This window comes from Streptomyces sp. NPDC058877 (assembly GCF_042742855.1).
Taxonomy (GTDB): domain Bacteria; phylum Actinomycetota; class Actinomycetes; order Streptomycetales; family Streptomycetaceae; genus Streptomyces.
This window is the reverse complement of sequence record NZ_JBHYMF010000099.1, coordinates 1-25,980: the sequence shown is the minus strand read 5'-3', so window position 1 is coordinate 25,980 and position 25,980 is coordinate 1. Positions and strand designations below refer to the sequence as shown.

At 71.8% G+C, this 25,980-nt stretch carries 26 protein-coding genes; 9 read left to right on the top strand and 17 right to left on the bottom strand.

The features are described 5' to 3' along the window. Window positions 1-14: 14 nt before the first annotated feature. On the bottom strand, window positions 15-215 hold the full coding sequence (locus ACFW2Y_RS22380) for a hypothetical protein (RefSeq protein WP_384881955.1): 201 nt from the start codon (window positions 213-215) through the stop codon (window positions 15-17). Continuing rightward, window positions 212-604: a hypothetical protein gene (locus tag ACFW2Y_RS22375; protein WP_384881952.1), complete on the bottom strand. Its 393-nt coding sequence runs from the start codon at window positions 602-604 to the stop codon at window positions 212-214. Before ACFW2Y_RS22375 ends, ACFW2Y_RS22380 begins: the two co-directional genes overlap by 4 nt. A 137-nt stretch (window positions 605-741) precedes the next feature. Between ACFW2Y_RS22375 and ACFW2Y_RS22370 the strand changes: the two genes are divergently transcribed. Beyond that, entirely contained in the window at window positions 742-1,071 is a 330-nt protein-coding gene (locus ACFW2Y_RS22370) for a GntR family transcriptional regulator (protein WP_384881949.1), read from the top strand. 75 nt (window positions 1,072-1,146) lie between these two features. Here ACFW2Y_RS22370 and ACFW2Y_RS22365 read toward each other — a convergent pair whose 3' ends face one another. The 4 genes from ACFW2Y_RS22365 to ACFW2Y_RS22350 all read right to left on the bottom strand — a co-directional run bounded on the left by ACFW2Y_RS22365 (window position 1,147) and on the right by ACFW2Y_RS22350 (window position 3,280). Beyond that, on the bottom strand, window positions 1,147-1,932 hold the full coding sequence (locus ACFW2Y_RS22365; RefSeq protein ID WP_384881946.1) for a protein kinase: 786 nt from the start codon (window positions 1,930-1,932) through the stop codon (window positions 1,147-1,149). A 127-nt stretch (window positions 1,933-2,059) separates the two neighbouring features. Continuing rightward, window positions 2,060-2,503 (bottom strand): hypothetical protein, encoded by a 444-nt coding sequence (locus ACFW2Y_RS22360; protein WP_384881943.1) that lies wholly within the window; start codon window positions 2,501-2,503, stop codon window positions 2,060-2,062. Window positions 2,504-2,792: 289 nt separating this feature from the next. Next, window positions 2,793-3,026 carry a hypothetical protein gene (locus ACFW2Y_RS22355; RefSeq protein WP_384881940.1) on the bottom strand — a complete coding sequence of 78 codons (234 nt, stop codon included), beginning with the start codon at window positions 3,024-3,026 and terminating at the stop codon, window positions 2,793-2,795. Further along, window positions 3,023-3,280 (bottom strand): hypothetical protein, encoded by a 258-nt coding sequence (locus ACFW2Y_RS22350; protein ID WP_384881937.1) that lies wholly within the window; start codon window positions 3,278-3,280, stop codon window positions 3,023-3,025. The genes ACFW2Y_RS22355 and ACFW2Y_RS22350 overlap by 4 nt, the downstream gene beginning before the upstream one ends. A 106-nt stretch (window positions 3,281-3,386) precedes the next feature. Between ACFW2Y_RS22350 and ACFW2Y_RS22345 the strand changes: the two genes are divergently transcribed. The 3 genes from ACFW2Y_RS22345 (at window position 3,387) to ACFW2Y_RS22335 (ending at window position 4,679) form a co-directional block, all read left to right on the top strand. Beyond that, on the top strand, window positions 3,387-4,214 hold the full coding sequence (locus ACFW2Y_RS22345; RefSeq protein WP_384881934.1) for a Scr1 family TA system antitoxin-like transcriptional regulator: 828 nt from the start codon (window positions 3,387-3,389) through the stop codon (window positions 4,212-4,214). Continuing rightward, on the top strand, window positions 4,211-4,417 hold the full coding sequence (locus ACFW2Y_RS22340; RefSeq protein ID WP_384881931.1) for a DUF397 domain-containing protein: 207 nt from the start codon (window positions 4,211-4,213) through the stop codon (window positions 4,415-4,417). The genes ACFW2Y_RS22345 and ACFW2Y_RS22340 overlap by 4 nt, the downstream gene beginning before the upstream one ends. A 61-nt stretch (window positions 4,418-4,478) precedes the next feature. Then, the gene (locus tag ACFW2Y_RS22335; RefSeq protein ID WP_384881929.1) at window positions 4,479-4,679 is read left to right on the top strand and encodes a DUF397 domain-containing protein; all 201 of its coding nucleotides are present in this window, start codon (window positions 4,479-4,481) and stop codon (window positions 4,677-4,679) included. A gap of 135 nt (window positions 4,680-4,814) precedes the next feature. On the opposite strand, the gene ACFW2Y_RS22330 is transcribed toward ACFW2Y_RS22335, so the two are convergent. Continuing rightward, window positions 4,815-5,651 (bottom strand): hypothetical protein, encoded by an 837-nt coding sequence (locus tag ACFW2Y_RS22330; RefSeq protein WP_384881926.1) that lies wholly within the window; start codon window positions 5,649-5,651, stop codon window positions 4,815-4,817. A gap of 82 nt (window positions 5,652-5,733) precedes the next feature. On the opposite strand from ACFW2Y_RS22330, the gene ACFW2Y_RS22325 reads away from it, so the two are divergent. Continuing rightward, on the top strand, window positions 5,734-6,516 hold the full coding sequence (locus ACFW2Y_RS22325) for an SDR family oxidoreductase (protein WP_384881923.1): 783 nt from the start codon (window positions 5,734-5,736) through the stop codon (window positions 6,514-6,516). A 29-nt stretch (window positions 6,517-6,545) separates the two neighbouring features. Here the strand turns inward: ACFW2Y_RS22325 and ACFW2Y_RS22320 are convergent, their stop codons facing one another. The 3 genes from ACFW2Y_RS22320 to ACFW2Y_RS22310 form a co-directional block, all read right to left on the bottom strand. Beyond that, window positions 6,546-7,664, bottom strand: a complete 1,119-nt coding sequence (locus ACFW2Y_RS22320; protein ID WP_384881920.1) for an ADP-ribosylglycohydrolase family protein — start codon at window positions 7,662-7,664, stop codon at window positions 6,546-6,548. Window positions 7,665-8,002: 338 nt separating this feature from the next. Then, window positions 8,003-10,585: a bifunctional FO biosynthesis protein CofGH gene (locus ACFW2Y_RS22315; RefSeq protein WP_384881917.1), complete on the bottom strand. Its 2,583-nt coding sequence runs from the start codon at window positions 10,583-10,585 to the stop codon at window positions 8,003-8,005. An 89-nt stretch (window positions 10,586-10,674) separates the two neighbouring features. Continuing rightward, entirely contained in the window at window positions 10,675-11,508 is an 834-nt protein-coding gene (locus tag ACFW2Y_RS22310) for an LLM class F420-dependent oxidoreductase (protein ID WP_384881914.1), read from the bottom strand. Between the two features lie 170 nt (window positions 11,509-11,678). Between ACFW2Y_RS22310 and ACFW2Y_RS22305 the strand changes: the two genes are divergently transcribed. Then, entirely contained in the window at window positions 11,679-12,146 is a 468-nt protein-coding gene (locus ACFW2Y_RS22305; protein WP_384881911.1) for a carboxymuconolactone decarboxylase family protein, read from the top strand. Between the two features lie 59 nt (window positions 12,147-12,205). Next, window positions 12,206-12,424: a hypothetical protein gene (locus ACFW2Y_RS22300; RefSeq protein ID WP_384881908.1), complete on the top strand. Its 219-nt coding sequence runs from the start codon at window positions 12,206-12,208 to the stop codon at window positions 12,422-12,424. An 81-nt stretch (window positions 12,425-12,505) separates the two neighbouring features. Here ACFW2Y_RS22300 and ACFW2Y_RS22295 read toward each other — a convergent pair whose 3' ends face one another. The 7 genes from ACFW2Y_RS22295 to ACFW2Y_RS22265 all read right to left on the bottom strand — a co-directional run bounded on the left by ACFW2Y_RS22295 (window position 12,506) and on the right by ACFW2Y_RS22265 (window position 22,130). After that, window positions 12,506-14,071 (bottom strand): APC family permease, encoded by a 1,566-nt coding sequence (locus ACFW2Y_RS22295; protein WP_384881905.1) that lies wholly within the window; start codon window positions 14,069-14,071, stop codon window positions 12,506-12,508. A 305-nt stretch (window positions 14,072-14,376) separates the two neighbouring features. Beyond that, window positions 14,377-15,831, bottom strand: a complete 1,455-nt coding sequence (locus tag ACFW2Y_RS22290) for an aldehyde dehydrogenase family protein (protein WP_384881902.1) — start codon at window positions 15,829-15,831, stop codon at window positions 14,377-14,379. After that, on the bottom strand, window positions 15,828-17,555 hold the full coding sequence (locus ACFW2Y_RS22285) for an amidohydrolase family protein (protein WP_384881899.1): 1,728 nt from the start codon (window positions 17,553-17,555) through the stop codon (window positions 15,828-15,830). Before ACFW2Y_RS22285 ends, ACFW2Y_RS22290 begins: the two co-directional genes overlap by 4 nt. 186 nt (window positions 17,556-17,741) lie before the next feature. Next, entirely contained in the window at window positions 17,742-18,866 is a 1,125-nt protein-coding gene (locus ACFW2Y_RS22280; RefSeq protein ID WP_384881896.1) for an LLM class flavin-dependent oxidoreductase, read from the bottom strand. 111 nt (window positions 18,867-18,977) lie between these two features. After that, entirely contained in the window at window positions 18,978-19,739 is a 762-nt protein-coding gene (locus tag ACFW2Y_RS22275) for an SDR family NAD(P)-dependent oxidoreductase (protein WP_384881893.1), read from the bottom strand. A 14-nt stretch (window positions 19,740-19,753) separates the two neighbouring features. Continuing rightward, the gene (locus ACFW2Y_RS22270; RefSeq protein WP_384881890.1) at window positions 19,754-20,674 is read right to left on the bottom strand and encodes an LLM class F420-dependent oxidoreductase; all 921 of its coding nucleotides are present in this window, start codon (window positions 20,672-20,674) and stop codon (window positions 19,754-19,756) included. A gap of 238 nt (window positions 20,675-20,912) precedes the next feature. After that, window positions 20,913-22,130 (bottom strand): amidohydrolase family protein, encoded by a 1,218-nt coding sequence (locus tag ACFW2Y_RS22265; RefSeq protein ID WP_384881887.1) that lies wholly within the window; start codon window positions 22,128-22,130, stop codon window positions 20,913-20,915. 144 nt (window positions 22,131-22,274) lie between these two features. Here ACFW2Y_RS22265 and ACFW2Y_RS22260 point away from each other — a divergent pair, with 144 nt between their 5' ends. Further along, window positions 22,275-25,343: a BTAD domain-containing putative transcriptional regulator gene (locus ACFW2Y_RS22260; protein WP_384881884.1), complete on the top strand. Its 3,069-nt coding sequence runs from the start codon at window positions 22,275-22,277 to the stop codon at window positions 25,341-25,343. 210 nt (window positions 25,344-25,553) lie between these two features. Beyond that, window positions 25,554-25,784: a hypothetical protein gene (locus ACFW2Y_RS22255; RefSeq protein WP_384881881.1), complete on the top strand. Its 231-nt coding sequence runs from the start codon at window positions 25,554-25,556 to the stop codon at window positions 25,782-25,784. Window positions 25,785-25,980: the final 196 nt, after the last annotated feature.

Below are 25,980 nucleotides of genomic sequence, written 5' to 3'. Positions count from 1 at the left end.
CCCACGGGAAGGGACTACACGAGCTGCTCCAGCTCTCCGGGCAGAGGACCGGGGGCGAGTTCCGCCGCGTGGTCCGGGCAGGCGTAGAGGGTCGCGCCGGGGCCGCTGGCGCCCTGGATCCAGCGGACCGCCACGGGCGCGTGCGTGGTGGTGCGGCACGCGACGCACAGTGCCACGTGCCCGGTGGAGTCGGCGGTCAGTCCGTCGCGGGTCATGCGCTCACCCCCGCAGCGGTGCGGCCGGCGAGCACGTCGAACTGGTCCCCCTCGTAGCCGTACGGATGGTCCACGCCGAGCGTGGCGAGCACGGCGGCCATGCGGCGCTCGTGGATGACCCCGGGGTCCACCGCGCGACCGCCGGGGGCATAGGGACGGATCAGGGCCGTGTCCTCGCCGCGGAGCGGGGCGCGGCGGGCGCGGACGTGCTCCGGGGTGGGGGTCGGCCACGGCCTCATGTGGGGACCGGTGAGGGTGGGCAGGGTCTCGGGTGCGCGGTGGGCGGCGGAGTGACGCCCGGGCCGGCGGGGCGGACGCGCTTCGAGCGCGCACCACAGTAAGAGCAGTGACCCGAGTCCGATGGATACGAGGGCGATAAGATCGCGCATGGTCGTTTCAGCTCCCTAAAGCTGTCTCGGCAAGCCCCGGCGGACCGGTCCTAAGCGGTCTGTCGGGGCGTTTTCCTTGCTGAGCATAGATGCTTACGTCAGCTCTCGTCAGCACTTGTAAAGGCACGTAAAGCAACATGGCGGAATGTGCCCGCATGAGACCGGGCCGATACCGTTTCCCCATGACTTTCGGCCCTGATGACCAGGTGGAGCGCGACGCTCCCGAGCCCCCGTATCAACAACTCGTCGGCATCCTGCGGGCGCGGCTTGCCCGGGGAGACTGGAAGCCCCGTCGTCCGATTCCGTCTGAGTCCGCCCTGTGTGATGCGTACGGGTTGTCCCGTCCCACGGTGCGCCGCGCAGTCGCCGAACTGGTCTCTGCCGGACTTGTCTTCACCGTGCCGCAGCGAGGGACATACGTAGCCGAGCCGACACGCGAGGGCGACGACCAAGGGGCGAGTAGCTGATATCAGCAACGCCACGCCGCTACATGGGGGAGCTGAGCACGGACGGGACGGTACAGGGGAACCCGCCATATAGCGCTACGTGGCAAGCATCAGGGCCGCGCAAACCTCATGGGCCGTGGGACGGTCGGACGGCCGGTAACTCAGCATGGCGTCCACCAGCCCGCCCAGCCCCCCCGCGATCATGACCGGGCGGTGCGGCTTGTCCACGATTGCTTGCCGCTGGTCCTCACGTGAGGCTTCATCGGCGTAGGCAACATGACGCCGCCCCGTTGCGCTGATCATGAGCGAGGCCCCGAGCGCGTACACATCAGACGCATGGGTCGGCTCGGCGGTGCCGTGCACAAGAACGCTGCGAGCAATCTCCGGGGCTTCGTAGTGGACGAGGCAACCTTTGTATGGGAAGTCCCATCGGACAGGGACAGGTCCACCACGCGCCAATCCGAGATCAATCAACGTCGCCGCGGCCCTTCCCATGATCAGGTGCGCCGGCTGCACGTCCCCGTGCACCCACCCGGACCGGTGCAAGTCCGCAAGAGCCGTGGCGCTGGCAAGGACATCGCGTCGGCTCGGAGCGGTCCGATTGCCGGGTGTGCGGTGCACTGCCCATTGCTCGTACAGGCTCGGCCCCGAATGCCACGGCTGCACGCTCCACGTGCCTTCGGCCCATTCGCCATCGTAGATGGGTCCGGCCCCGAGGGCGCGCAGAATGTGCGCTTCACGGCTCGGAGCGAGGGCGGTATGGGCGTGCGTGTGGCTCGGATACCCGATCTTCACCGCATACGGTCCGCCCTCGGTCTCGACGTACCAAACCGTCGACCCCCGCCGGTTGACCACGGGACGGGTGTTCGTCGGCGTGATCACGTCGAGAACTCCACGCGGAAGTCCCTTGGGTGGTGTGCTTGTTGCCATTCTCGACTCTCCCAATGGTGCGGAGCCGACCACCAAACGGCGACCGGCCCCGCACGCTCTCCCGGCCGGACCGTAGCGGCTAGACAGCCCGGTAGTCGCGTCCACAGTCAGAGTCGCACTGCGCCGCGTTCTCGCCGTTCACGGTCCAGAGCGAGTCCATGACCATGAACCCGTTGCCCTTGATCGCGTGGGCAGTGGCCTGCACCTCTTCCAGGACCCTGCCCCCGCCACCGGGGCGCGGGTTGTGCTCCAGGAACCGGCCCGCGTACGTCTCGCAGAACTCGCGATAGTCGACGGTGTGGAGGATGAAGCTGTGCAGCGCGCAGTCCACGTCATCCGAGGGAACCATCTTGACCGTGGCCGTACCGACCGTGGCGAGGAACGCCAACGCTTGGTCGGTCGCGCGCTCCGCCTTCCCCTGGTCGTAGCCAAAGTGCGTCATGGTGAACTCGACGACGCTGTTGAACAGCTCCGAGTCCACGAGGGACCGGCCGGTGCGGAGATCGGAAGATACAGCGGTCATGCTTTCGCTCCTCTTGTTTGTGTCGCGCATGGAACCTGCCCGGGCAACGGGCAGGGTCTTGCCCGCCCCTCGGCTCGGGACCTCACTTCAGATGAGGCCGCGCCAAAGGACGGAGTCTGGGGACGTGACGTCAAACCCGCGTCAGGGGATAAGGGATGGGCAGGAAACCTCAGGCAGTCCACTCAACGCATGTCCAGGCCAGTTCGCGCAGCCCCACCGGGCATCCGTGAGCGCCAGGAAGAGCACGAGTCGGCAGCACCGCCGAGCACGGCCGCTGCCACTGCGCCTCTCACGTGGGGTCCAAACGGCCCACGACTGCCACGTCAGCGAACTGCCGGGCGAAGCGGGCGTGCTCCGGATTGAGGCCGGTGTGCCCCATGCACGCGTCGTCGACGGGGTTCACGGTCGCGCTCGGCGCGGACGTCCACGCGCACCCCTCGTGCAGGCAACGGGCCGACACGACGGGCTCGGACTCGGGGTCGCGCCGGATGCGGTGCAGCACGTACCCGTAGACCCGGGTCACGGGGTCACCGTCGGCACGGGAGAGGTGAGCACGCGGATGCGCGCGCATTCCTCTTCGTTCGGCCGGCGCAGCGCGGTCGGGGCCGCCGTCCACTCCGCTCCCCCGCCCGGGGGCACCAAGTGGACCAGGTCACCGTCCCAAGCGGTCACCCTGCCGAACCGGGACGAGCCCTCGACGGTGTCCATCGCCATGTACGTCCCGAGGTCGGGAACTGCCGTCTGCACCAGGCTCGGGCAGGAGTTGCGGTCGGGCACGGGCGCTCCTCTCCGTAGTGATTCCACTACCAGGAGCCGTCAGCGTGGCTTAGAGTCGAGGCCCTTTCAACGTGCCAAGAAAGGACGAAAGGTCGGTGGCGGAGCGTTGAACGTCAAGGACTTAGATCCGGATGCGTCCCCACAAGCCGCATTCGGAGCCCGTCTACGCAGGCTGCGCGAGGAACAGGGCTGGTCGCAGGACCAGTTGGGCGCCCGGATGGAATATTCCAGCACGCATATTTCATCCGTCGAAACTGGTCGCAAGATGCCAACCTTGCGCCTCGCCCGCAGGGCAGACACCGCGCTGGGAACGGGCGACTCGTTCGAGCGTGAGTGGCGCGAGATGCATCAGGGCTCGCTGCTGGAGGGGTTCCCGGAGTACGTGGAACATGAGGGGCGAGCCGTAGAGCTGCGGTTGTTCGACATCGGAATCGTCCCGGGCCTGCTGCAGACACCGGAATACGCCAGGTGCCTGGCGAACAGCGCCGTGCGGCGGGGCGAAATCACCCCCGATCAGGCAGACGAACTCGTGGCTTTCCTGGCGGAACGGCAGGCCACCGTGGCGCGCGCTCGCCCACCGATGATGTTGGTCGTGATGGACGAGAGCTGCATCCGCAGGCAAGTGGGCGGCCCGGGGACCATGGGTGCGCAGCTTGACCACTTGTTGAGAGTCGCCGAACTCCCCAACACGATCCTTCAGATCGCCCCGTTCGAGATAGGCGAACACCGCGCGCTCTACCTTCCGACAAACCTGTTGACCCTGCCGGACATGACTGTGATTGCCTACGCGGAGTCGCAGATGCGGGGCCATCTAGAGCGCGACTCGGCGGCGGTATGGCCCTTGTTGACGGCCTACCATCAGCTACAGGCCGAAGCCCTCCCCCAGAGTGCATCGGTTGCCATGATCCGTGAGGTACGAAAGGGCTACCAGTGACGACCGGAAATCCGCAGTGGTTCAAGTCCTCCTACAGCAACACCGGCGGCAACTGCGTGGAGGTCGCCCACAACCTGGTGTCGACCCTCGGCGCGGTCCCCGTCCGCGACTCGAAGACCCCCACCGGCCCCCACCTCGCCGTGTCCACCGCCCCGTACACCGCATTCATCGCAGGCATCAAGAGCGGACAGCTCGGGGCCTGAGCTCCAACAGCTCAGCCAGACAACCGGTGACCATGATCCGCGAGGCACGAAAGGCTTACCCGTGACGACTCCGCAGTGGTTCAAGTCCTCCTACAGCAACAACGGCGGCAACTGCGTGGAGGTCGCCCACAACCTGGTGTCGACCCTCGGCGCAGTCCCCGTCCGCGACTCGAAGACCCCCACCAGCCCCACCCTCGCCGTGTCCACCGCCCCGTACACCGCATTCATCGCAGGCATCAAGAGCGGACAGCTCGGGACCTGAGCTCCAACGGCTCAGCCAGACGGCCGGGTTAGAAGCAACGCGGGGCGCCGACGAGCGTACGGATGGGGGCCTTGTGCACGCGGCGCCACCAGCCGCGAAGCCCTCCCCCGGGCGCCCCGCACCGCTTCCGGGCGTTCAGCGCAGTTCGTCCACGTAGCGGTCCGTTCCCGGCACGGTCGGGATGAACGGGGCGACCAGCTCGACCCGTCCGCCGTCGCTCCCGCCCAGGGCCTCCAGGTCCGCGAAGTGTTCCGTCCAGCAGGTGCGGGGGTCCTCCTCCAGGAACCAGAGCAGGGTCAGTCGGGTGTCGACGCCCTCGACCTGCTTCACGTACGTCATGCGGTCGCCGGGCAGCGGGGTCGGCCGGAAGGCCGTCACCATCGCCGCCGGTGAGCCGGCGAGCCGCCGGGGCAGTTCGCCGCGGCACAGCCGGTCGAGCAGCGCGTCCCGCTCCCGGGGCCCGTCGGCGTCGACGACCTGGAGGATCAGGCCGGCGTAGGGGTGGTCGAGAGCGTGGAAGTCGCGGGGGCCCGCCGCGCCGTCGCGGTAGACGGTCGCCGCGTGGTCCTGGAAGGCGGTGAAGACGTGGGTCCGCTCCTGGTGGACGCGGGCGTCGCGGTTGAGCCGCTTGTTGATGCCGACCGTCCACTTCATGTGGTCGTCGTAGCGGCCCTCGGTGATCCAGTACGTGGAGAGGTAGCAGCCGGTGGTGACCGGTCGGGCGACGGCGGACTTCTCGGGGACCCGGAGCAGTTGGAGCTCGCGGGTGGCGACCCAGCGCCGGCCGGCGTACATCCAGGGCATGGCCATGGCGCCGGCGTAATAGTGATCGTCTTCATACCAGCGGTTGTAGGCGTGCTCATGGCCCGGGTGCGGTTCGACCATGGTGATCAGCGCGTGGCCGGGACGCACTCCGTACGGCCCGACGGCCGCCAGTTCCGCGTAGGTGTCGCTGCGGGTCTCCTCGCTCACTCTCGTGCCCCTTCCCATGTCGGTGCCGGCCCCCTACTCTGACGGGCCGTCAGATGAATGGCCAGGGGCGAGAGGGGTCGGGATGCTGCTCCGGGAGAAGACGGTCGTCGTGTCGGGGGTCGGCGCCGGTCTCGGCCACCGGGTCGCGGAAGCGGTGGTGCGCGAGGGGGGACGCGCGGTCCTCGGTGCCCGCACCGGGGCCAACCTCGCCAAGTACGCCGCGGAGATCGACCCGGAGGGGCACCGCGTCGCCCACCGGGTCGCCGACATCACCGACGAGGAGCAGTGCACCGCGCTCGCCGCGCTCGCCGTCGAGCGCTTCGGCGGGATCGACGCGGTCGTCCACGTCGCCGCCCTGGACTCCCACTTCGGAGGGCTGGAGGACGCGGACTTCACGACCTGGCAGGGGGTCCTGGACGTGAACCTGCTGGGCACGCTGCGGATGACCCGGGCCTGCCTGCCGGCGCTGAAGGAGCGCGGGGGTTCGGTGGTCCTGATCGGGACGCAGTCGGCGGTGGCGGCGCCCACCCAGGTGCGGCAGGCGGCCTATGCGGCCTCGAAGGGGGCGCTGACCTCGGCGATGTACTCGCTCGCGCACGAGCTGGGTCCGCACCGGATCAGGGTCAACACCGTGCTGCCGGGCTGGATGTGGGGTCCGCCGGTGCAGGCGTACGTCCGGTTCGCCGCGGACGCCGAGGGGGTGCCGGAGGCCGAGGTGCTGGCCCGGCTCACCGCGCGGATGGCCCTGCCGGAGCTCGCGACGGACGGGGACGTGGCGGAGGCGGTGCTCTTCCTGGCCTCCGATCGGGCGCGGGCCATCACGGGGCAGTCGCTGCTGGTCAACGCCGGGGAACTGATGCGCTGACCCGGCGCGGGGACGGGCCCCCTCGACCGTCAGGCCCGCGGGTAGCGCGCGAGCCAGCCCGGGGAGGACTCGGCGGGGGTGTGCAGGGCGGTGCCCTGGGTCATCTCCATCGAGAAGTCGTCCGCGAGCTCCAGGACCGTCGCGCGTCCCTCCAGTTCGGCCAGCCAGGCCGGCGGGAGGGCCGTCTCGCCGTGCAGGGCGCCCAGCAGCGCGCCCGTGAGCGCCCCCGTCACCTCCGAGGGGCCGTCGTGGTTCACCGCGAGCCGCAGCCCGTGCCGGACGTCCTCGCCGACCAGGGCGCAGTAGACGGCCGCCGTCAACTGCCCCTCGGCCCGGTCCTCGCCGGCGCCGAGTGCGGTCACCCGGTCGGCGTCCGGCACTCCTTCGCGGACGGCCCCGAGGGCCCGGTCCAGCGCCTCCGTGACCGGCTCGTGGCCGGGACGGGACGCGATTTGCTCCCGGGCCCGGGCCACCGCCGCCTCGATGGAGCCGCCGCGGGCGAGGCCGTGCACGGTGACCGCGAGGGCGCCCGCCGCGAGGCCGACCGCCGGGGCGCCGTGCGTGTGGGCGGCGCACTCGACGGCGAGCTGGCAGACGAGTTGCGGCTCCCAGCCGACGAGCAGCCCGAAGGGCGCCGAGCGGGCGAGGGCGCCGGAGTCGTGGGCGTCCGGGTTCTTGGGCTTGTCGAGGGTGCCGAGCTGGTCGTCGGCGAGACCGGTGAGGCAGGCGCGGGGAGGGTTGCGGCGGGCGTAGAGCCATTCCTCGCGGGCGAGCCAACCGTTGTCCTTGCGGCGCTCGTCGGGGCCCCAGTCGTGCTGGGTGGCGGCCCACCGCCGGTGGGCGCGGTGCACGTCCGTGGGCGGGTGCCAGACGCCGGTGTCCCGGCGGACCTGGGCGCGGATCAGGCCGTCGACGGTGAAGAGGGCCATCTGGGTGGCGGCGGTGACGGCGCCCCGGCGGCCGAAGGCGGGCACCGGCTCGGTCAGTCCGTCAGGTCCGTGGGCCTCGCGGAGCTCCGTGAGGGTGTGGGCGGTGGCGCCCGCACCGAGCGCGTCGCCGAGGGCACCGCCGAGCAGACACCCCCGTACGCGGGCCCGGAAGTCCTGCTGTTCGGCGCGGCCCCACACGGCTGCGGCTGTCGTGGCCACGACGTGCCCTCCCCCCGTAGACCGGTCTGCGCAGCACTGTAATCGACCGAGTACGTCCGTTTGATGGCCGGAACGTTATGTGAGCGGACGCCCCGGAGGCCGCTTTTGACCGTGTTCCGCCAGCCCCCGGGAGGGCGTGCGGGACGCCCTGGCGGGACCGGGCGGAGGGAGCGCGGGCCGGGCGGAGGCAGCGGCCCGGACAGGGGAGCGGACCGCGCGGAGGCGGCGGACGGCGGCCCTGCCCGGAACCGGAACACGGGCCCCGGAAACGGGGTCCGGGTCCGGAACACGGGTCCCGGGCCCCGGGACCCGCCGTCCTCGACGGGCCCCGGGCGCCCCTACTCCTGCACCAGCGGCAGCAGGGCCGGCAGGTGCCCGTCCGAGGCCCTCGCCGTGCGCTGCCGCTCCTCCGGCACCTCCCCGTAGGAGGTGGTGCGGGGCTTCGCCGGGCGCCCCGCCGCCGCCGCGATCGCCTCCAGGTCGCGGATCGAGCGGTAGGAGCCGTAACTCGACCCGGCCATCCGGGAGATGGTCTCCTCCATCAGGGTGCCGCCGAGGTCGTTGGCGCCGGAGCGGAGCATCTCCGCCGCGCCCTCCGTGCCCAGCTTCACCCAACTGGTCTGGATGTTCGGGATGTGCGGGTGGAGGAGGAGCCGGGCCATGGCGATGACCGCGCGGTTGTCGCGGGTGGTCGGCCCGGGGCGGGCGATGCCGGCCAGGTAGACGGGTGCGTTGGTATGGATGAAGGGGAGCGTCACGAACTCGGTGAAGCCGCCGGTCTCCTGCTGGATGCGGGAGAGGGTGCGGAAGTGGCCGAGCCAGTGCCGCGGCTGGTCCACGTGCCCGTACATCATCGTCGAGCTGGAGCGGATGCCCAGTTCGTGGGCCGTGGTGACGACCTCGATCCAGGTCGCCGCGGGCAGCTTCCCCTTCGTCAGGACCCAGCGGACCTCGTCGTCCAGGATCTCCGCCGCCGTGCCCGGGATCGAGTCGAGGCCCGCTTCCTTCGCGGCGGTCAGCCACTCGCGGATCGAGAGGCCGGTGCGGGTGGCGCCGTTGACGACCTCCATCGGGGAGAAGGCGTGCACGTGGATGTCGGGAACCCGCTCCTTCACCGCGCGTGCGATGTCGAAGTAGGCGGTGCCGGGCAGGTCGGGGTGGATGCCGCCCTGCATGCAGACCTCGACGGCGCCGACCTCCCAGGCCTGCTGGGCCCGGTCGGCGACCTGGTCGAGGGAGAGGGTGTAGGCGTCGGCGTCGGTGCGGCGCTGGGCGAAGGCGCAGAAGCGGCAACCGGTGTAGCAGACGTTGGTGAAGTTGATGTTCCGCGTGACGACGTAGGTGACCTCGTCGCCGACCGCGGCCCGGCGGACGTCGTCCGCGATCCGGGTCAGGGCGTCGAGCGCGGGGCCGTCGGCGTGCAGCAGGGCGAGGGCCTGGGAGTCGGTGAGCCGGGTCGGGTCGTCGGCGGCGACCGCGAGGGCCTCCCGGACGTCGGCGTCGACCCGCTCGGGCACCATCCCGGGGGCGGCGGCCTCGCGGAGCGCCTCCCAGTCCCCGTACACCTCGTCGAAGTCCTCCCGCCGGTCGTGGGTGCGGCCGGTGGTGTCGATGGTGTGGTGCAGGTCGGTGCGGCCGGCGGCGACGAAGGCCTCGTCGGGCTCCTGCCAGGGCAGGCCGCGCACGGGCGCGTCGGGGTCGGCGAGGCCGGTGGCGGGGTCGGCGAGGGCGCGGACGTGCGGGAGGAGCCGGGGGTCGAGCCAGGGTTCGCCCCGGGTCACGAACTCGGGGTAGACGCAGAGCCGTTCGCGCAGCTCGAAGCCGGCGGCGGCGGAACGGGCGGCCAACTCCTCGATCTGCGGCCAGGGCCGTTCCGGGTTGACGTGGTCGATGGTGAGCGGGGAGACCCCGCCCCAGTCATCGATGCCGGCGGCGATCAGCCGCTCGTAGGCGGAGTCGACCAGGTTCGGCGGGGCCTGGATGCAGGCGGCGGGGCCCATGATCAGTCGGGCGACGGCGACGGTGGCGACCAGGTCGTCGATCTCGGCGTCGGGCGCCGCGCGCATCGCGGTGTCCGGCTTGGCGCGGAAGTTCTGGATGATCAGCTCTTGGATCGCGTGGTAGGTCCGCGCGGTCCGGCGCAGCGCGAAGAGGGACTCGGCGCGTTCCTCCAGGGTCTCCCCGATGCCGAGCAGCAGCCCCGAGGTGAAGGGGACGGAGGACCGGCCGGCGTCCTCCAACACCCGCAGCCGCACCGCCGGCTCCTTGTCGGGGGACCCGTGGTGCGGGCCGCCGGGCTCCGACCAGAGCCGGGTCGCGGTCGTCTCCAGCATCATGCCCATGGAGGGCGCGACGGGCTTGAGGCGCTGGAAGTCGGTCCAGGACAGCACCCCGGGGTTGAGGTGGGGCAGCAGCCCGGTCTCCTCCAGGATGCGGATCGCCATGGCCCGCACGTACGCGATGGTGTCGTCGTACCCGTGCGCGTCGAGCCACTCCCGGGCCTCGGGCCAACGGTCCTCGGGCTTGTCGCCCAGGGTGATCAGCGCCTCCTTGCAGCCCAGTGCGGCACCGCGCCGGGCGATGGCGAGGACCTCGTCCGGCGACATGAACATCCCGTGCCCGTCCCGGCGCAGCTTGCCGGGGACGGTGACGAAGGTGCAGTAGTGGCACTTGTCCCGGCAGAGCCGGGTGAGCGGTATGAAGACGCTCTTCGAGTACGTGATGACCCCCGGTCGTCCGGCCGCCTCCAGCCCGGCGTCCCGGACCCGTCCGGCGGACGCCACCAGGTCCGCCAGGTCCTCTCCGCGCGCCCGCAGCAGCACGGCGGCCTCCGCGACGTCGAGCGCGACCCCGTCCCTGGCCCGCTTCAGCGCGCGGCGCATGGCGTTCTCGGTGGGGCGTCCTGCCTGGTGATCCGTCATGGACCGAGCATACGAGCGGCGCTCCGGGCGGCGGTCCGGGTCCTCCGGGGGAGGGCCGTCGGCGCCGCCGCGGAGAGGCCGCGGAGCCGTCACGGCAGGTACCGCGCGTAGGCGTCCAGCACTCCGAGCACCTCCGCCTCGCCGCCCGGCGGCAGCTGGAGCACGACCTCCTCGCACCCCAGTTCCTCGTAGTGGGCGAGCTTGCCGGGGCTCGGGAGGACCGCGTACGGGACGACCACGAGGCCGTCCGGGGCGCGGCCGGCCTTCTCCCAGGCCTCCCGCAGGACCGGGAGGGACTCCGTCAGCCCCCGGCCGCCGATCGGCATCCAGCCGTCGGCCTGCGCGGCGATCTGTCCGAAGAGCTTCGGGCCCGCCGCGCCGCCGAGCAGGACCCGCGGGGAGCCGCCGGCCGGTTTGGGCCAGGCCTCCGAGGCGCGCACGGACGCCCCGGACTCCCCCGCGTACGCCGTCGCCTCCGGCGCCCACAGGGCCCGCATCAGGTCCAGCCGGTCGCGGCCGAGCTCCCGGCGGGTGGACCAGTCGACGCCGTGGTCGGCGGCCTCCTCCCGGTTCCAGCCGAAGCCGATGCCCAGGGTGAAGCGACTGCCGGAGAGGTGGTCGAGGGTGGCGACCTGCTTGGCGAGCACGATCGGGTCGTGCTGGGCGATCAGGGTGATGCCGGTGCCGAGGCCCAGCCGCTCGGTGACGGCCGCCGCCTGCCCCAGGGCCACGAAGGGGTCGAGGGTCCTGCCGTACTCGCGGGGCAGCTCCCCGCCCGCCGGATAGGGCGTCTCGCGGCTCACCGGGATGTGGGTGTGCTCGGGGAGGTAGAGCCCGGCGAAGCCGCGCTGTTCCAGTTCGCGGGCGAGCCGCACCGGGTCGATGGTCTCGTCGGTCAGGAAGATCGTGGTCGAGATCCGCATGACCGCACGGTAGGGCGTGCGGTGCGGATTTCCGAGGGGTGCGACGGGAGCGGTGCCGCGGTCGTGTCGCTCGAAGAGATTTCTCCGGTCGTGTCACATCCGCGGCGCGGGGTCCGTCAGTGCAGTGGAAGCAGCCGACGAAGGACCACCGAAACCGAGGAGCACCCTCCATGACGCACCAGCCCGAGGCCCGCATGACCAACCCCGCCCACGTCCTGGCCGACGCCGGCCCGGCGATCCAGAACCTGCTCAAGGCCACCCGTCAGGGCGGGGTCGACGAGTCGATCCTGGAGCTGGTGCACCTGCGCGCCAGCCAGATCAACGGGTGCGGCTTCTGCGTCGACTACGGCGTCAAGAGCGCCCGGAAGAACGGCGTCGACGACGAGAAGCTGTTCATGGTCGCCGCCTGGCGGGAGACCCCGTACTTCTCCGACGAGGAGCGCGCGGCCCTCGCCCTCGCCGAGTCGGCGACCCGGCTCGCCGACGTCTCCGACGCGGTGCCGGACGAGGTGTGGGACGCGGCGGCCGACCACTTCGACGAGAAGCAGCTCGCCGCGATCGTCCTGATGGTCGGCCTCACCAACCTGTTCAACCGGCTCAACGTCTCCGTCCGGCAGCCCGCCGGCGCGGGCTGGTGAGGGGGTGGGTCGCTGCGGCCCGCCGTAACCGGATCCGGGCCGTCCGCGTTGGAGCGGGCATGAAGAGGATCCTCACCGCAGCCGCCCTGACCGTTCTCGCCGCCGCGGGCGCCGCTGGCGCCACCGCCGGGACCGCGACCGCCGACACCGGCGGCATGAACCTCCCCTCGGTCGTGCCGCTCAGCGGCGTCCTGACGCCCAAGGCGAAGCCGGCCGGCACGCCCGACCTGCCGCCCGCCAACGCGGCCGTGGAGCGCCTGCTCCCCGGGCACCACTGAGCCGTACGCACCACGTACGAAGGCGGCGAGTCCCCCCATGGGCCCGCCGCCTTCGCGTTCTGGGAACGCCCCGGAGGGACGTCAGTCGGCGACCACCAGCGAGGGGGTCTCCTTGGTCAGGACCTCGCCGCGGAAGAAGGCCGGGCTCCTGCGCTGCATGACGAGCATGACCAGCACGCCGAGGAGCAGCAGTCCGACGCCGATCACGAAGACCGAGCCGACGCCGAGGACGGCCGAGCCGGAGCCGTAGGCCGGGTCCCACATGTCGTACATGGTCTTGCCGAAGACGGCGGTGAGCATGAGGCCGCCGAGCAGCGGCATGAGGCCCTTGAAGGCGAAGTCACGGCCGGAGCGGAAGAGCTCCTGGCGGAAGTACCAGACGCAGGCGAAGGCCGTCAGGGCGTAGTAGAAGCAGATCATCAGGCCGAGGGCGTAGATGGTGTCGACCAGGACGTGCTCGCTGACCAGGGTCATCACGGTGTAGAAGACTCCGGTGGCGATGCCGGCCACGACCGTGGCCCTGCCGGGGGTCTTGAAGACCGGGTGGACCTTGGTGAAGGACGGCGGCAGGGCCTCGTACGTGGACATCGCGAGCACCGTGCGGGCGACCGGGATGAACGTGGTCTGGAGGCTCGCGGCCGCCGAGGCGAGGACCGCGACGAAGAGCAGGATGCCGAGCGCGGGGCCCATGACGGGGCCGGCGAGGGCGGCGAAGACGTTGTCGGAGGTCCCCGGGTTGGCGAGGCCGAGGCCCTGGTCGCCGGAGCCGACGGCCATCTGGGCGGCGACGCCGGTGGCCAGGTAGGAGCCGACGAGGACCAGCATCGCGATGAGGGCGGCGCGACCGGGCGTCTTGGTGCTGCCGGTGGTCTCCTCGTTGGTCGCCATGCAGGCGTCCCAGCCCCAGTACATGAAGATCGAGAGGGAGAGTCCGGCCGTGAAGGCGGCGAAGGACTGCACCGCGAAGGGGTTCATCCAGGACCAGGAGAAGTCGACCGAGGTCTCGAAGGAGCCGGCCTTCGACAGCGCCATCGCCACGAAGAGGCCGAGGACGACGAGCTGGAGGCCGACGAGGGCGTACTGCAGGCCCTTGGTGGCGGTCATGCCGCGGTAGCTGATCACGGTGGCGACGGCGATGAGCGCGAGGCAGGTGAGGATGTGGACGGCCTTGTTGTCGTCCAGGGCGGCGAGGGAGTCGCTGCCGCTGATCTCGCCCGCGAGGAGCCAGAAGTAGGAGGTCGCGACGCCGGCCAGGTTGGAGAGCACGATGATCGTCGCGATGACGAGGCCCCAGCCGCACATCCAGCCGATCTTCGGGCCGAAGGCCTTCACGGTCCAGGTGAAGGAGGTGCCGCAGTCGGGCATGGCCTTGTTGAGCTCGCGGTACGCGAAGGCGACGAGGAGCATCGGCAGGAAGCCGGCGAGGAAGACGGCGGGCATCTGCAGGCCGACCTCGCCGGCGGTGGAGCCGAGCGTCGAGGTCAGGCAGTAGACGGGGGCGACGGTCGAGACACCGATGACGGCACTGCCGAGGAGGCCCACGGAGTTGCCGCCGAGGCCCTTGGTGCGCACACCGGAGGTGCCGCCCGGAGCGTCGACGCCCCTTACCGTGTCTCCGGCCTGGGGCCGTACGTCCACCTGAGTCATGAAGAGGACGTTAAGTGCTGCGGTTTCCATATCCGGAAGATCAGACTCCGCTCACCTGAACGATCTTCACCTTGCATTGCGCGGGTCAAATCAGACACTCGCCATTGATTGAAAGATCGACCATCGTAACGAGCCAACCAACCGATAGGTCCGGTGAAAGCTGTCCGATATGCGGGAACCGCAGCGGCATCCCAAATGTCCGTTTCGAAATTTTCCCGTGGAATTTTTCGGGCCGTCGTCAGGAGGCCCGGACGAGGCCACCCGCGGAAGGCGCGCGGCCCCGGTCCGGGCTTCCGCCGGAGGGCTCACCCCGGCCAGACCACCGCCTGCAGCTCGCTGTAGGCGTGCAGGGCGTACGAGCCCACGTCCCGCCCGACACCACTCTTCTTGAAGCCGCCGAACGGCGCCTCCATGTTCCGCCCGATCGTGTTCACGCCCACCCCGCCGGACCGCAGCCGGGCCGCGACGCGGAAAGCGCGGGCCACGTCCCCGGACCACACGTAGTCGATCAGCCCGTAGTCGCTGTCGTTGGCGAGCGCGATGCCCTCTTCCTCCTCGTCGAAGGGCACCACCACGACGACCGGGCCGAAGATCTCCTCCCGCACCACCCGCATCTCGTTGGTGCAGTCGGCGAGCAGGGTCGGGGCCACGTAGAAGCCCTTCGCGAAGTCCGGGCGCCCGCCGCCCGCGACGACCCGGGCCCCCTCCTTCCGCCCCAGCTCCACGTACGCCTCCACCCGGTCGCGGTGGGCCGCCGAGATCACCGGGCCGACCACCGTGCCCCGCTCCGCCGGATGCCCCACCTTCATGAAGGACAGGTAGCCGGTCAGCTTCTCCAGCAGCCGCTCGTAGATCCCGCGCTGCGCGAGCACCCGGGTCGGGGCCGTGCAGATCTGGCCGCTGTAGAAGGCGAAGGTCGTCCCGATGCCGCCCACCGCCGCGTCCAGGTCGGCGTCGTCGAAGACGAGCGCGGCGCCCTTCCCGCCCAGCTCCATCAGCTGCCGCTTCAACGACCGTCCGCAGACCTCGCCGATCGCCTGCCCGACCGCCGTGGAGCCGGTGAAGGAGACCATGTCGACGTCCGGGGAGTCGACGGCCGCCTCCCCGACCTCCCGGGCGGAGCCGGTGACGACGTTCACCACGCCCGCCGGGACGCCGGCCTCCGCCAGGGCCCGGGTCATCGCGTACACCGAGAGCGGGTCCTGCGGGGCCGGCTTCACCAGGACCGTGTTGCCCATCGCGAGCGCCGGGGCGATCTTGCCCGCCGGATTGGCCCAGGGGTTGTTGTAGGAGGTGATGCAGGTGACGACACCGACCGGGCGCCGCACCGCCACCGCACCGAACACCCCGGCCTTCCCCATCGGCCCGGCTTCGTTGATCTGCGGGGGCAGCGCCTGCTCGACCGGCTCCAGGGCGCCCCGCGCGTACCGCCGGAAGCGGGCGGCGCCGACCGCGACCTGCATCCCGCGGGCGGTGCCGGTCGTCGCGCCGGTCTCGGAGCGCGCGAGCAGCGCGTGGGCCTCGGCGTCCCGGGCCATCAGGTCGGCGGCCCGGTCCAGGATCGCGGCCCGCTCCGCCGGCGTGGTGCGGGACCAGCTCGCGAAGGCCTCCCGGGCGACGGCGGCGGCCTGGTGCACCTGGGCCCGGGAGGCCTCCGGGGCCAGGCCGACGACTTCCTCGGAGGCCGGGTCGATCACCTCGTAGTGGCCTCCGTCCGGCTCGACCCACGCGCCGCCGATGAAGAGCTTCTCGGTCCTCACCGGGTGCTCACCGTCCTGGTGTCGCGGCCGGAGCGCAGCACCCGGCCCGGTACGGCGCCGGTCACCCGGTCGTCGCGCACCGTCTCCACCCCGTTGACCCGCACCGAGACGATCCCGACGGCGCGCGAGTCGAGCCGGGGGCTGTTCCCCGGCAGGTCGTGGACGAGGGTCGCCGGACCGGCGTCGATCCGCTCCGGATCGAAGAGGACCAGGTCGGCGTGGAAGCCCTCGGCGATCCGGCCCCGCCCGCGGAGCCCGAAGAGCCGGGCCGGGTCGTCGCTCAGCATCCGCACCGCGCGTTCCAGCGGGACGAGCTTCCGACCGCGCAGACAGTCCCCGAGGAAGCGGGTCGTGTAGGGGGCCCCGCACATCCGGTCCAGGTGGGCGCCCGCGTCCGAGCCGCCGAGCAGGACGTCCTCGTGCTCCCAGGTCTCCCGGCGCAGCGCCCAGGAGGCCGGGTCGTTGTCGGTGGGCATCGGCCACAGGACGGTTCGCAGGTCGTCGTTGGCGCAGATCTCGACGAGGGCCTGGAAGGGGTCCTGGCCGCGCTCGGCGGCGATGTCGCGGACGACCCGGCCGGTGAGCCCCTCGTTCTCCGCGCTGTACGTGTCGCCGATGACGTACCGGCCGAAGTGCGCGAGCCGCCGGAAGACCCCGGCCTCCTTGGAGTCGGCGCGGCGCAGCATCTCGGCCCGCACGGCCGGGTCGCGCAGCTTCCGGATCCGCTCGGGCACGGGCAGGGCCAGGACCTCCCCCCAGCCGGGGATGAGGTTGAGCGCGCAGAAGGTGCCGAGGGACATGTTCATGGGGGTGAGGATCGGCATGGTGAGGGCGACGATCCGGCCGCCGGACTTGCGGGCCCGTTCGGAGGCGGTGAGCTGGCGCGGGACGCGCTCGGGGACGGCCGCGTCGATGGTGAGGACGTTCCAGTTGAGGGGGCGCCCGGCGGCGGCGGTCATCTCGACGAAGAGCTCGATCTCCTCGTCGGAGAACTGGTCGAGGCAGCCCGCGAGGATGGCCTCCAGTTGGGTGCCCTCGTGCTCGCCGACGGCCTTCGACAGGGCGATCAGTTCGGCGGGGGTGGCGTGCCGGGAGGCGACGGGGGCCCCGTCGCCGTCGGAGTGGGTGGCGGACTGGGTGGTGGAGAGGCCCCAGGCCCCCGCCTCCATGGCCTCCTTGAGCAGGGCGACCATCCGTGCCAGTTGCTCGGGGGTGGGCCGTCCGCCGACGGCGTCCGGGCCCATCACGTACCGGCGGAGGGCGCAGTGGCCGACCATGAAGCCGGCGTTGACGGCGATCCGCCCGTCGAGGGCGTCGAGGTACTCGGCGAAGGAGGACCAGCTCCAGTCGACGCCCTCTTCGAGGGCCTTGAGGGCCATGCCCTCGACCTTCGCCATCATCCGGCGGGTGTAGTCGGCGTCCTCGGGCCGGTCGGGGTGGAGGGGGGCGAGGGTGAAGCCGCAGTTGCCGCCGGCGACGGTGGTGACGCCGTGGTTCATGGACGGGGTGGCGTACGGGTCCCAGAACAGTTGGGCGTCGTAGTGGGTGTGCGGGTCGACGAAGCCGGGGGCGAGGACGAGGCCGGTGGCGTCCTCGGTGGTGCGGGCCTCCTCACCGGCGACGGCGAGCACGATCCGCCCGTCGCGCATCCCCACGTCGGCGGTGCGGGCGGGGGCGCCGGTGCCGTCCACGACGGTGGCGCCCTTGATCAGGTGGTCGAGCATGACGGTCCTCTCTGCGCGGGGACGTGGGTGTGCCCCGGACCGGGGCCGCCGCGGAACGGCCGCCGGCCGGGGCCGGTACGGGGCGGCGATCCGGGAAGACGCCGCCCCGCGTCTGTGTCGGTGCCCGCCGGTGGCGGGCCCTTCCGCCCCGGTCGGCTTCCGTCCGCCCCGGGCGGGGGCGTCCCGTCAGGAGCCTGCGGACCGGCGCATGCGGGTGGTGCGGTGGACCGGGTCCGTGTCGATCTCCGGGATCACGTGCTCGCCGATCAGCTTGATCGAGTTCATCGTGTCCTCGTAGGAGATGCCGATGGGCAACCCGAAGGACAGTTGGTCGGCGCCGGCCTGCTCCCACCGCTTGCACTGGGCGAGGACCTCGGAGGGGTCGCCGCAGATCATCAGTTCCTCCTGGATGAGGAGTTCGATGATCTCGGCGGAGTACTCCGGCAGGAGTTCGGGCCATTCGGGGATGCCCTCGGGCCGCGGGAAGGTGTCGTGGTAGCGGAAGAGGAGCGACTGCAGGTAGTTGAGCCCGCCGCCCACGGCGATCTCGACCGCCTTCTCGTGGGTCTCCGCGCAGATGGCCGTCGAGGTGACCATCACGTTGTCGTTGACGAAGTCGCCGACCGGCCTGGCCTCCTTGATCGCGTTCTTGTAGGACTCGACGACCCACTCCATGTCGGAGACCTTCTGGACGCTGAAGCCGAGGACGCCGAGGCCCATCCGGCCGGCCATGGCGTACGAGCCCGGTGAACCGGCCGCGTACCACATGGCGGGGTGGGACCCGCCGTACGGCTTGGGGAGGACCTTGCGGGGCGGCAGCGACCAGTGCTTGCCCTGGAAGCCGACGTACTCGTCCTGGAGCCACATCTTGGGGAACTCGGCGATGGTCTCTTCCCAGATCTCCTTGGTGTGGTTCATGTCGGTGATGCCCGGCATGAACCCGAGGATCTCGTGGGAGCCCGCACCGCGCCCGGAGCCGAACTCGAAGCGTCCGCCGGAGAGGTGGTCGAGCATGGCGACCTTCTCGGCGACCTTCACCGGGTGGTTGACGGGGGCGAGGGGGTTGAAGATGCCGGAGCCGAGGTGGATCCGCTCGGTGGCGTGGGCGAGGTAGCCGAGGTAGACGTCGTTCGCGGAGAGGTGCGAGTACTCCTCCAGGAAGTGGTGCTCGGAGGCCCAGGCGTACTTGAACCCGGACGCGTCCGCCTGGATGACGTACTCGGTCTCCTCCATGAGGGCCTTGTGCTCGGCTTCGGGATCGGTCTCGGCGCGCTTGCCGACGTATCCCTGTACGAAGATCCCGAATTCCAAGGGGGTTCACCGTCCTCATCGTTTCTGACGAACCGTCAGATCTTTGATGTGCCCGACTGTCGCACCGCACGGGGGGTGCGTCAATACCTGACGAGTCGTCAGAGATTTCCCTCAGGAAGGGCTCACGCCGGCCAGCCAGCCGCCGTCGATCACGAACGGCTGCCCCGTGACGTACGCCGAGTCCCCTCCGGTCAGGAACAGCACGAGGGCCGCCACCTCCTCCGGCCGCCCGGCCCGACCGAGCGGGACCGACCTCCGGTACAGCTCGGCCGTGGCCGCCGGGTCCACGCCCTCCGGGTTGCTCATCGCGGTGTCGATCGCCCCGGGGCAGACCGCGTTCACCCGGATGTTGCGCGCGGCCAGCTCCAGGGCCGCGACCCGGGTGAGGCCGAGGACCGCGTGCTTGCTCGCCGCATAGGCGCCGACGCCCGCCATGCCCGTGACGCCGGTGCACGAGGCGGTGTTGACGATCGTCCCGCCGCCGGCCTCCGCGATCTCGGGGGCGATCGCGCGGATGCCCAGGAAGCAGCCGGTCTGGTTGACCGAGACGACCGTCAGGAACTCGTCCAGCGGCGTCGCGAGCAGTGCGTTGAAGCGGAGGACGCCCGCGTTGTTGACCAGCCCGTCGACCTTCCCGAACCGCTCCGTGACCGCAGCCGCGGCCGCCGCCCAGTCGTCCTCGCTCGTCACGTCCAGGTGGACGTACGCGGCCCGGTCCTCCCCCAGCTCCTTCGCGAGCGCCTCCCCGGGCCCGTCCAGCACGTCCCCGAGGAGCACCTTCGCCCCCTCGGCGACGAACAGCCTGGCCTCCTGCTCGCCCTGCCCGCGCGCCGCGCCGGTGATGAGGACGACCCGCCCGTCGAGCTTTCCCATGCCTGCCACGTCCCTCAGTTCAGATGGGGGGCGACCTCCGCACCGAAGGCCGCCATCTGGTCGATGAGCTCGTCCCGGCTCCGGGACCGGAAGCGGACCTGGATCTGGTGCACGCCCATCTCCCCGTAGGCCCGCAGGGAGGCGGCGAGCTCCTCCGGACGGCCGCTCAGGGTGCGTCGGCCGACCTCCCAGCCGGGCGCGCCGACGTAGAGCGGTTCGGTGATCGCTCCGACCGTGACCGGCTCCGCGATCCCCGCCCCGGCCCGGAGCCGGAGCAACCGCTGGATCCGTGCGGCGAGCTCCTCCCGCGGGTCGCCCTGCGGCAGCCAGCCGTCCCCCTTGAGTGCGGCCCGGCGCAGGGCGGCCGGCGAGGAACCGCCCACCCAGAGCGGCACCCGCTCCTGCGCGGGCCGGGGCAGCTGGCCGAGGTCCTTGAAGGAGAAGCGCTCTCCGGTGTGCTCCGGATACTCCTCGGGCCCCAGGGCCGCCCGCAGTGCGTCGATCGTCTCGTCGAGCACGGCGCCGCGGCGCGCGAAGTCCACGCCGAGCGCCTCGAACTCCTCCTGGACGTGCCCGGCGCCGACCCCGAGGACGAGGCGCCCCCCGGAGAGGTGGTCGAGCGTCGCGTACGCCTTGGCCGTGACGAGCGGGTGCCGCAGGCCGACGACGGCGACGTGCGCGAGGAGCCGGACCCGCTCGGTGGCGGCGGCCAGGAAGGAGAGGGTGGCCACCGGGTCGTACCAGACGGTGGACATCGGACCGGCGAGCCGGCGCGGGATGGCGACGTGGTCGCAGCCGGCGAGGTAGTCGAAGCCGTGGGCCTCGGCGGCCCGGGCCACGGCGAGCAGATCGGCCGGGCCCGCGGTCGCCTCCCAGGCCTCGGCGTAGAGGGTGCTCTGCGACTGGACCGGCAGCTGCATCCCGTAGACCACCATGGAGACCCCCATATCTGACGAACCGTCACACGAGCGAGTCCGGCCATGCTCGTGCCTGACGCACCATCAGGCAAGGGGGTGGCGGGCACGGATCACCGGGACCACCGGGAAGGAATCCGTCCGCGGCGCCGCCCGCAGCACCGCTCCGACACCCCGCACGACGCCACTCATGCCACGGCCCCCGGCGCGACCCCGACACGGCCCCTGGCGCGACCCCCGGCACCACTCACGGCACGGCTCACGGCACCCAGAGGCCCTCCGGGGTCAGCCCGAGCAGGTCGATCGCGTTCCCGCGCACGATCCGCTCCACGACGTCCGGGGCCAGGTGGCCCATCTGGGCCTCGCCGACCTCCTTCGACCGGGGCCAGGTGGAGTCCGAGTGCGGATAGTCCGTCTCGTACAGGACGTTCGCCGTGCCGATCGCATCGAGGTTGCGGAGCCCGAAGGCGTCGTCGAAGAAGCAGCCGAAGACGTGCTCCGCGAAGAGCTCGGACGGCGGACGGGTCACCTTGTCGGCGACCCCGCCCCAGGCCCGGTTCTCCTCCCAGACGACGTCGGCGCGCTCCAGGATGTACGGGATCCAACCGATCTGCCCCTCGGCATACATGATCCGCACGTTCGGGAAGCGCTCGAAGGTGCCGCTCATCAGCCAGTCGACCATCGAGAAGCAGCAGTTGGCGAAGGTGATCGTGGAGCCGACGGCCGGCGGGGCGTCGGCCGAGGTGGACGGCATCCGACTGGACGAGCCGATGTGCATGGCGATGACCGTGCCGGTCTCGTCGCAGGCCCGGAAGAAGGGGTCCCAGTGGTCCGTGTGGACCGAGGGAAGCCCGAGGTGCGGCGGGATCTCGGAGAAGGCGACCGCCCGGACCCCCCGCGCGGCGTTCCGGCGGACCTCCGCCGCGGCGAGCCGCGGGTCCCAGAGCGGGATGAGCGTGAGCGGGATCAGCCGTCCCCGCGCCTCGGGCCCGCACCACTCCTCGACCATCCAGTCGTTGTAGGCCCGGACGCAGAGGAGCCCGAGCTCCCGGTCGGACGCCTCGGTGAAGGTCTGCCCGCAGAAACGGGGGAAGGTCGGGAAGCAGAGCGCGGACTGGACGTGGTTGACGTCCATGTCGGCGAGCCGCTCGGGGACGGAGTGGGAGCCGGGCCGCATCTGCTCGTAGGTGATGACTTCGAGGCGTATCTCGTCCCGGTCGTAGCCGACGGCGGTGTCGAGCCGGGTGAGGGGCCGGTGCAGGTCCTCGTACACCCACCAGTCGCCGATCGGTCCGTCGTCCCCCTCGGCGCCCATCACCGGGGCGAACTTCCCGCCGAGGAAGGTCATTTCCTTCAGCGGAGCGCGGACGATCCGGGGACCGGTGCCGCGATACCGGGACGGGAGCCGGTCCTGCCAGACGTGCGGGGGCTCCACGGTGTGGTCGTCCACCGAGATGATCTTCGGGAAGGTCTCCATGGACTTCACGGTAGCGTCGATCTGACGGTCCGTCAGCTATTGCGGGGCAGAACGCCCCCGCCCCCTTCGACCCGATGCTGACGGACCGCCTCCGGACAAGGCAGACTGTGCTGGGCGAAACCAGCGGTAGGGGCAGGGGGAGCTATGGACCGTGAGAACGGGCCGCGAGTTCCGGCGCGGTTCCCGGGCGAGAACGACGCCACGGCCGAACCGGGCGTACCCGCACAGCGGACGCGCCGAACGACGGACACCACCGGCGGACGACGGGGCACCGGTGCGGACGGCGCCGTGGACACCGCCCGCACCGGGCCACCACCGGCCGGCGCCGGGCTCCGCTTCGGCGTGCTCGGCCCCGTCCGCGCCTGGCGCGACGACGAACCCGTGCCCACCGGCTCGCCCCAGCAGCGCGCCCTGCTCGCCGCCCTGCTGCTGCGCGGCGGACGCACCGCCACCGCAGCCGAACTGATCGACGCGCTCTGGGGCGAAGAGCCGCCCTCGCAGGCCCTCGCCGCGGTCCGCACCTACGCCTCCCGGCTCCGCAAGGCCCTGGGCCCCCAGGTCCTCGTCAGCGAGTCCGGCGGCTACGCGCTGCGCACCACCGCACTCGACGTCACCACGGCCCAAGAACTCGCCGCGGAGGCGGAGAAGCTCCGCGCGGGCGGCGACCGCACGGCCGCCCGCGCACGGCTCGCCGAGGCCCTCGACCTGTGGGACGGCGAGGTCCTGGCCTCCGTGCCCGGCCCCCATGCCGAAACCCAGCGGACCCGTCTGGAGGAATGGCGGCTCACCCTCCTCGAAAGCCGCCTGGACATCGACCTGGAGATCGGTGCGCACGCCGAGGCCGTCTCCGAACTGACCTCGCTCACCGCCGCACACCCCCTGCGGGAACGCCTGCGCGAGCTGCTGATGCTCGCCCTCTACCGCGGCGGGCGACAGGCCGAAGCCCTCGCCGTGTACGCCGACACCCGCCGGCTCCTCGCCGACGAGCTGGGCGTCGACCCCACCCCCGAACTGTCCCGGCTCCAACAGCGCATCCTCCGCGCCGACAGCGAGCTCGCCCGACCGGTGGAGGAACCGGCCCCGGCAGCCGCCCCCGTCGCCCGCCCCGCACAACTCCCCGCGACCGTGCCGGACTTCACCGGCCGCACCTCGTTCGTCCGGGAACTGGGCGCACTCCTGTCGAGCGCCGAAGGCTCCGTCATGGCGGTATCGGCCCTCGCGGGCATCGGCGGCGTCGGCAAGACCACGCTCGCGGTGCACGTCGCCCACGAGGCCCGCCCGCACTTCCCGGACGGCCAGCTGTACGTGGACCTCCAGGGCGCCGGCTCCCGCGCCGTCGCGCCCGAGACCGTCCTCGGCTCCTTCCTCCGCGCCCTCGGCGTCCCCGACACGGCCGTCCCCGACTCCCTCGACGACCGGGCCGCGCTCTACCGCTCGACCCTCGACGGCCGCCGCGTCCTGGTCCTCCTGGACAACGCCCGGGACGCCGCCCAGATCCGCCCCCTGCTCCCCGGCACGGCGGGCTGCGCGGCCCTGGTCACCAGCCGCATCCGCATGGTCGACCTGGCCGGCGCGCACCTGGTGGACCTGGACGTGATGTCCCCGGAGGAGGCGCTCCAACTGTTCACCCGGATCGTGGGCGAGGAGCGCGTCCAGTCCGAACGGGAAGCCGCCCTCGACGTGGTCGCGGCCTGCGGCTTCCTCCCCCTGGCCATCCGCATCGCCGCGTCCCGCCTCGCCGCCCGCCGCACCTGGACGGTCTCGGTCCTCGCCGCCAAACTGGCGGACGAGCGGCGCCGCCTCGACGAGCTCCAGGCCGGCGACCTCGCCGTCAAGGCCACCTTCGAACTCGGCTACGGCCAACTGGAACCGGCCCAGGCCCGCGCCTTCCGGCTGCTCGGCCTCGCCGACGGACCGGACGTCTCCCTCGCCGCCGCGGCGGCCGTGCTCGACCTGCCGCCCCGGGACACCGAGGACCTCCTGGAAGCCCTGGTCGACACCTCCCTCGTCGAGTCCGCCGCCCCCGGCCGCTACCGCTACCACGACCTCGTCCGCCTCTACGCGCGTGCCTGCGCGGACCGCGACGAACAGCCCCCGTCGGAGAAGGAGGCCGCGCTCTCCCGGCTCCTGGACTTCTACCTGTCGACGGCGGCCCGGGTGTACGCGATCGAACGCCCCGGCGACCGCCTGGTGGACCACCTGGAGGCCACGGCCTACGAAGGGCTCGCCTTCACCGACCGCCACGAAGCCCAGGACTGGCTGTACGCCGAGGCGAACTGCCTGCTGGCCACGGTCCGCCAGTCGGCCTCCTCCCCGAGCACCCTGCGCCGGGGCGTGGACCTGCTCTGGGCCTCGCTGGACCTGGCGGAGTCGGGCACCAACTCGAAGGAGTACGAGGCGGTCGCCACGGTCCTGCGGGAGGCGGCCGGCACGGCGGGCGACGTCCGCGCGGAGGGACGCGCGGCGCTGACCCTGGCGTACGTCCAGCACGTGTCGGGCCGCTTCGACGAGGCCGACGGCCACGCCCACGAGTCGATGGACCTCGCCTCCGCGACCGGCGACGACCTGCCGCTGTGCTGGGCGGCCAACGCCCTGGGCATCATGGCCCTCTACCAGGGGCGCAACGCCGACGGGGAACGCTTCCTCGCCCAGGCCACGGCCTCCTTCCGCGCCTGCGACGACGCCGCCGGCGAGGCCAGCGCACTGTGCAACCTGTCCAGGATCCACCTGGCCATGGGCCAGACGGACATCGCCGTCGAACTGGCCCGTCGGGGAACCGACATGTACGACGCCATGGGGCACGCCCTCAAGGGCGCCAACGGCCGCTACGCCCTGGGACTCGCACTGACCCAGAGCGGCCGCCTGGCCGAGGCCACGGCACGGCTGAGCGAGGCCCTCGGAGTGTTCCGGGACAGCAGACAGCGCCTTTGGGAGGGTATGTCCCTCTTCAGGATCGCCGAGGTGGACATCGCCGCCCACCGGTACGCCCAGGCCGCGTCGAACGCGGAGACGGCGCTGGTCGTCCTCCGGGGAGTGGGCGGCGAATGGCGCCGCGGACAGGTCCTGGTCGTGCTGGGACGCGCCCTCTCCGGCATCGGGCAGCACGGACGGGCCCAGGTCTGCTGGAAGGAGGCCCTCGGCATCTTCGCGGACCTGGGCTCGCCGGAGGAGTCCGAGGTGCGGGCCCTGCTCCTGGAGACCGCCGCGGCCTGACCGGTGAGCTGCGCGTTCATCGTTCGTTTATGGCCGTGCGGCAGTCTTCTCACATCGATCCGCCGCTTCGGGGGACGGACGGGTCGATGGTACGGCCGTCACACCGTCGCACTAGGGTGAACGGCTCCGAGTGGGCCCCCGGTTGTCCACGGGGGAACGACCGGACGGGCCCACTCGCCCCATCCGAAGTCATCACGGGAGTTGATCCACATGGCCGACCTGGACCCGACCGCGCCCGCGGTCAAGCCGACGAACACGCACGCCACGGGCGAGGAGATCGTCAGCAAGAACATGCACGCCACGGGCGCTCCGCTCACCGACTCGGTGGCCGAGAAGCTCGGCATCAACGGCAACATGCACGCCACCACCGAGCCGATCGACGGCAGCGCCGACGCGGTCCCGAACGGCAACATGCACGCCACCACCGAGCCGGCCAACTAAGCCACTCCCGACGGGGAACGGCCACGGCGGCGACTTCGGGGGAGCTGCCGGGGCCGACCGGAGGGGTCCGGTCGACGGGGGAGCACACGGGCTCGGGGGACGCCCGGCGGAACCAGGGGAGGGTCGCCGGGCAGGGCCCGTGCGCAACGCGATCGGACCGCCGCACGACGGGAGGGGCCGGGCATCCGCCCGGCCC

Bases quoted from the DNA above. Each gene is read 5' to 3' on its own strand.
- ACFW2Y_RS22380 (WP_384881955.1), bottom strand. From the start codon at position 215: ATGACCCGCGACGGACTGACCGCCGACTCCACCGGGCACGTGGCACTG.
- ACFW2Y_RS22375 (WP_384881952.1), bottom strand. From the start codon at position 604: ATGCGCGATCTTATCGCCCTCGTATCCATCGGACTCGGGTCACTGCTC.
- ACFW2Y_RS22370 (WP_384881949.1), top strand. From the start codon at position 742: ATGGCGGAATGTGCCCGCATGAGACCGGGCCGATACCGTTTCCCCATG.
- ACFW2Y_RS22360 (WP_384881943.1), bottom strand. From the start codon at position 2,503: ATGACCGCTGTATCTTCCGATCTCCGCACCGGCCGGTCCCTCGTGGAC.
- ACFW2Y_RS22325 (WP_384881923.1), top strand. From the start codon at position 5,734: ATGCTGCTCCGGGAGAAGACGGTCGTCGTGTCGGGGGTCGGCGCCGGT.
- ACFW2Y_RS22315 (WP_384881917.1), bottom strand. From the start codon at position 10,585: ATGACGGATCACCAGGCAGGACGCCCCACCGAGAACGCCATGCGCCGC.
- ACFW2Y_RS22310 (WP_384881914.1), bottom strand. From the start codon at position 11,508: ATGCGGATCTCGACCACGATCTTCCTGACCGACGAGACCATCGACCCG.
- ACFW2Y_RS22305 (WP_384881911.1), top strand. From the start codon at position 11,679: ATGACGCACCAGCCCGAGGCCCGCATGACCAACCCCGCCCACGTCCTG.
- ACFW2Y_RS22300 (WP_384881908.1), top strand. From the start codon at position 12,206: ATGAAGAGGATCCTCACCGCAGCCGCCCTGACCGTTCTCGCCGCCGCG.
- ACFW2Y_RS22295 (WP_384881905.1), bottom strand. From the start codon at position 14,071: ATGACTCAGGTGGACGTACGGCCCCAGGCCGGAGACACGGTAAGGGGC.
- ACFW2Y_RS22285 (WP_384881899.1), bottom strand. From the start codon at position 17,555: ATGCTCGACCACCTGATCAAGGGCGCCACCGTCGTGGACGGCACCGGC.
- ACFW2Y_RS22275 (WP_384881893.1), bottom strand. From the start codon at position 19,739: ATGGGAAAGCTCGACGGGCGGGTCGTCCTCATCACCGGCGCGGCGCGC.
- ACFW2Y_RS22270 (WP_384881890.1), bottom strand. From the start codon at position 20,674: ATGGTGGTCTACGGGATGCAGCTGCCGGTCCAGTCGCAGAGCACCCTC.
- ACFW2Y_RS22265 (WP_384881887.1), bottom strand. From the start codon at position 22,130: ATGGAGACCTTCCCGAAGATCATCTCGGTGGACGACCACACCGTGGAG.
- ACFW2Y_RS22260 (WP_384881884.1), top strand. From the start codon at position 22,275: ATGGACCGTGAGAACGGGCCGCGAGTTCCGGCGCGGTTCCCGGGCGAG.
- ACFW2Y_RS22255 (WP_384881881.1), top strand. From the start codon at position 25,554: ATGGCCGACCTGGACCCGACCGCGCCCGCGGTCAAGCCGACGAACACG.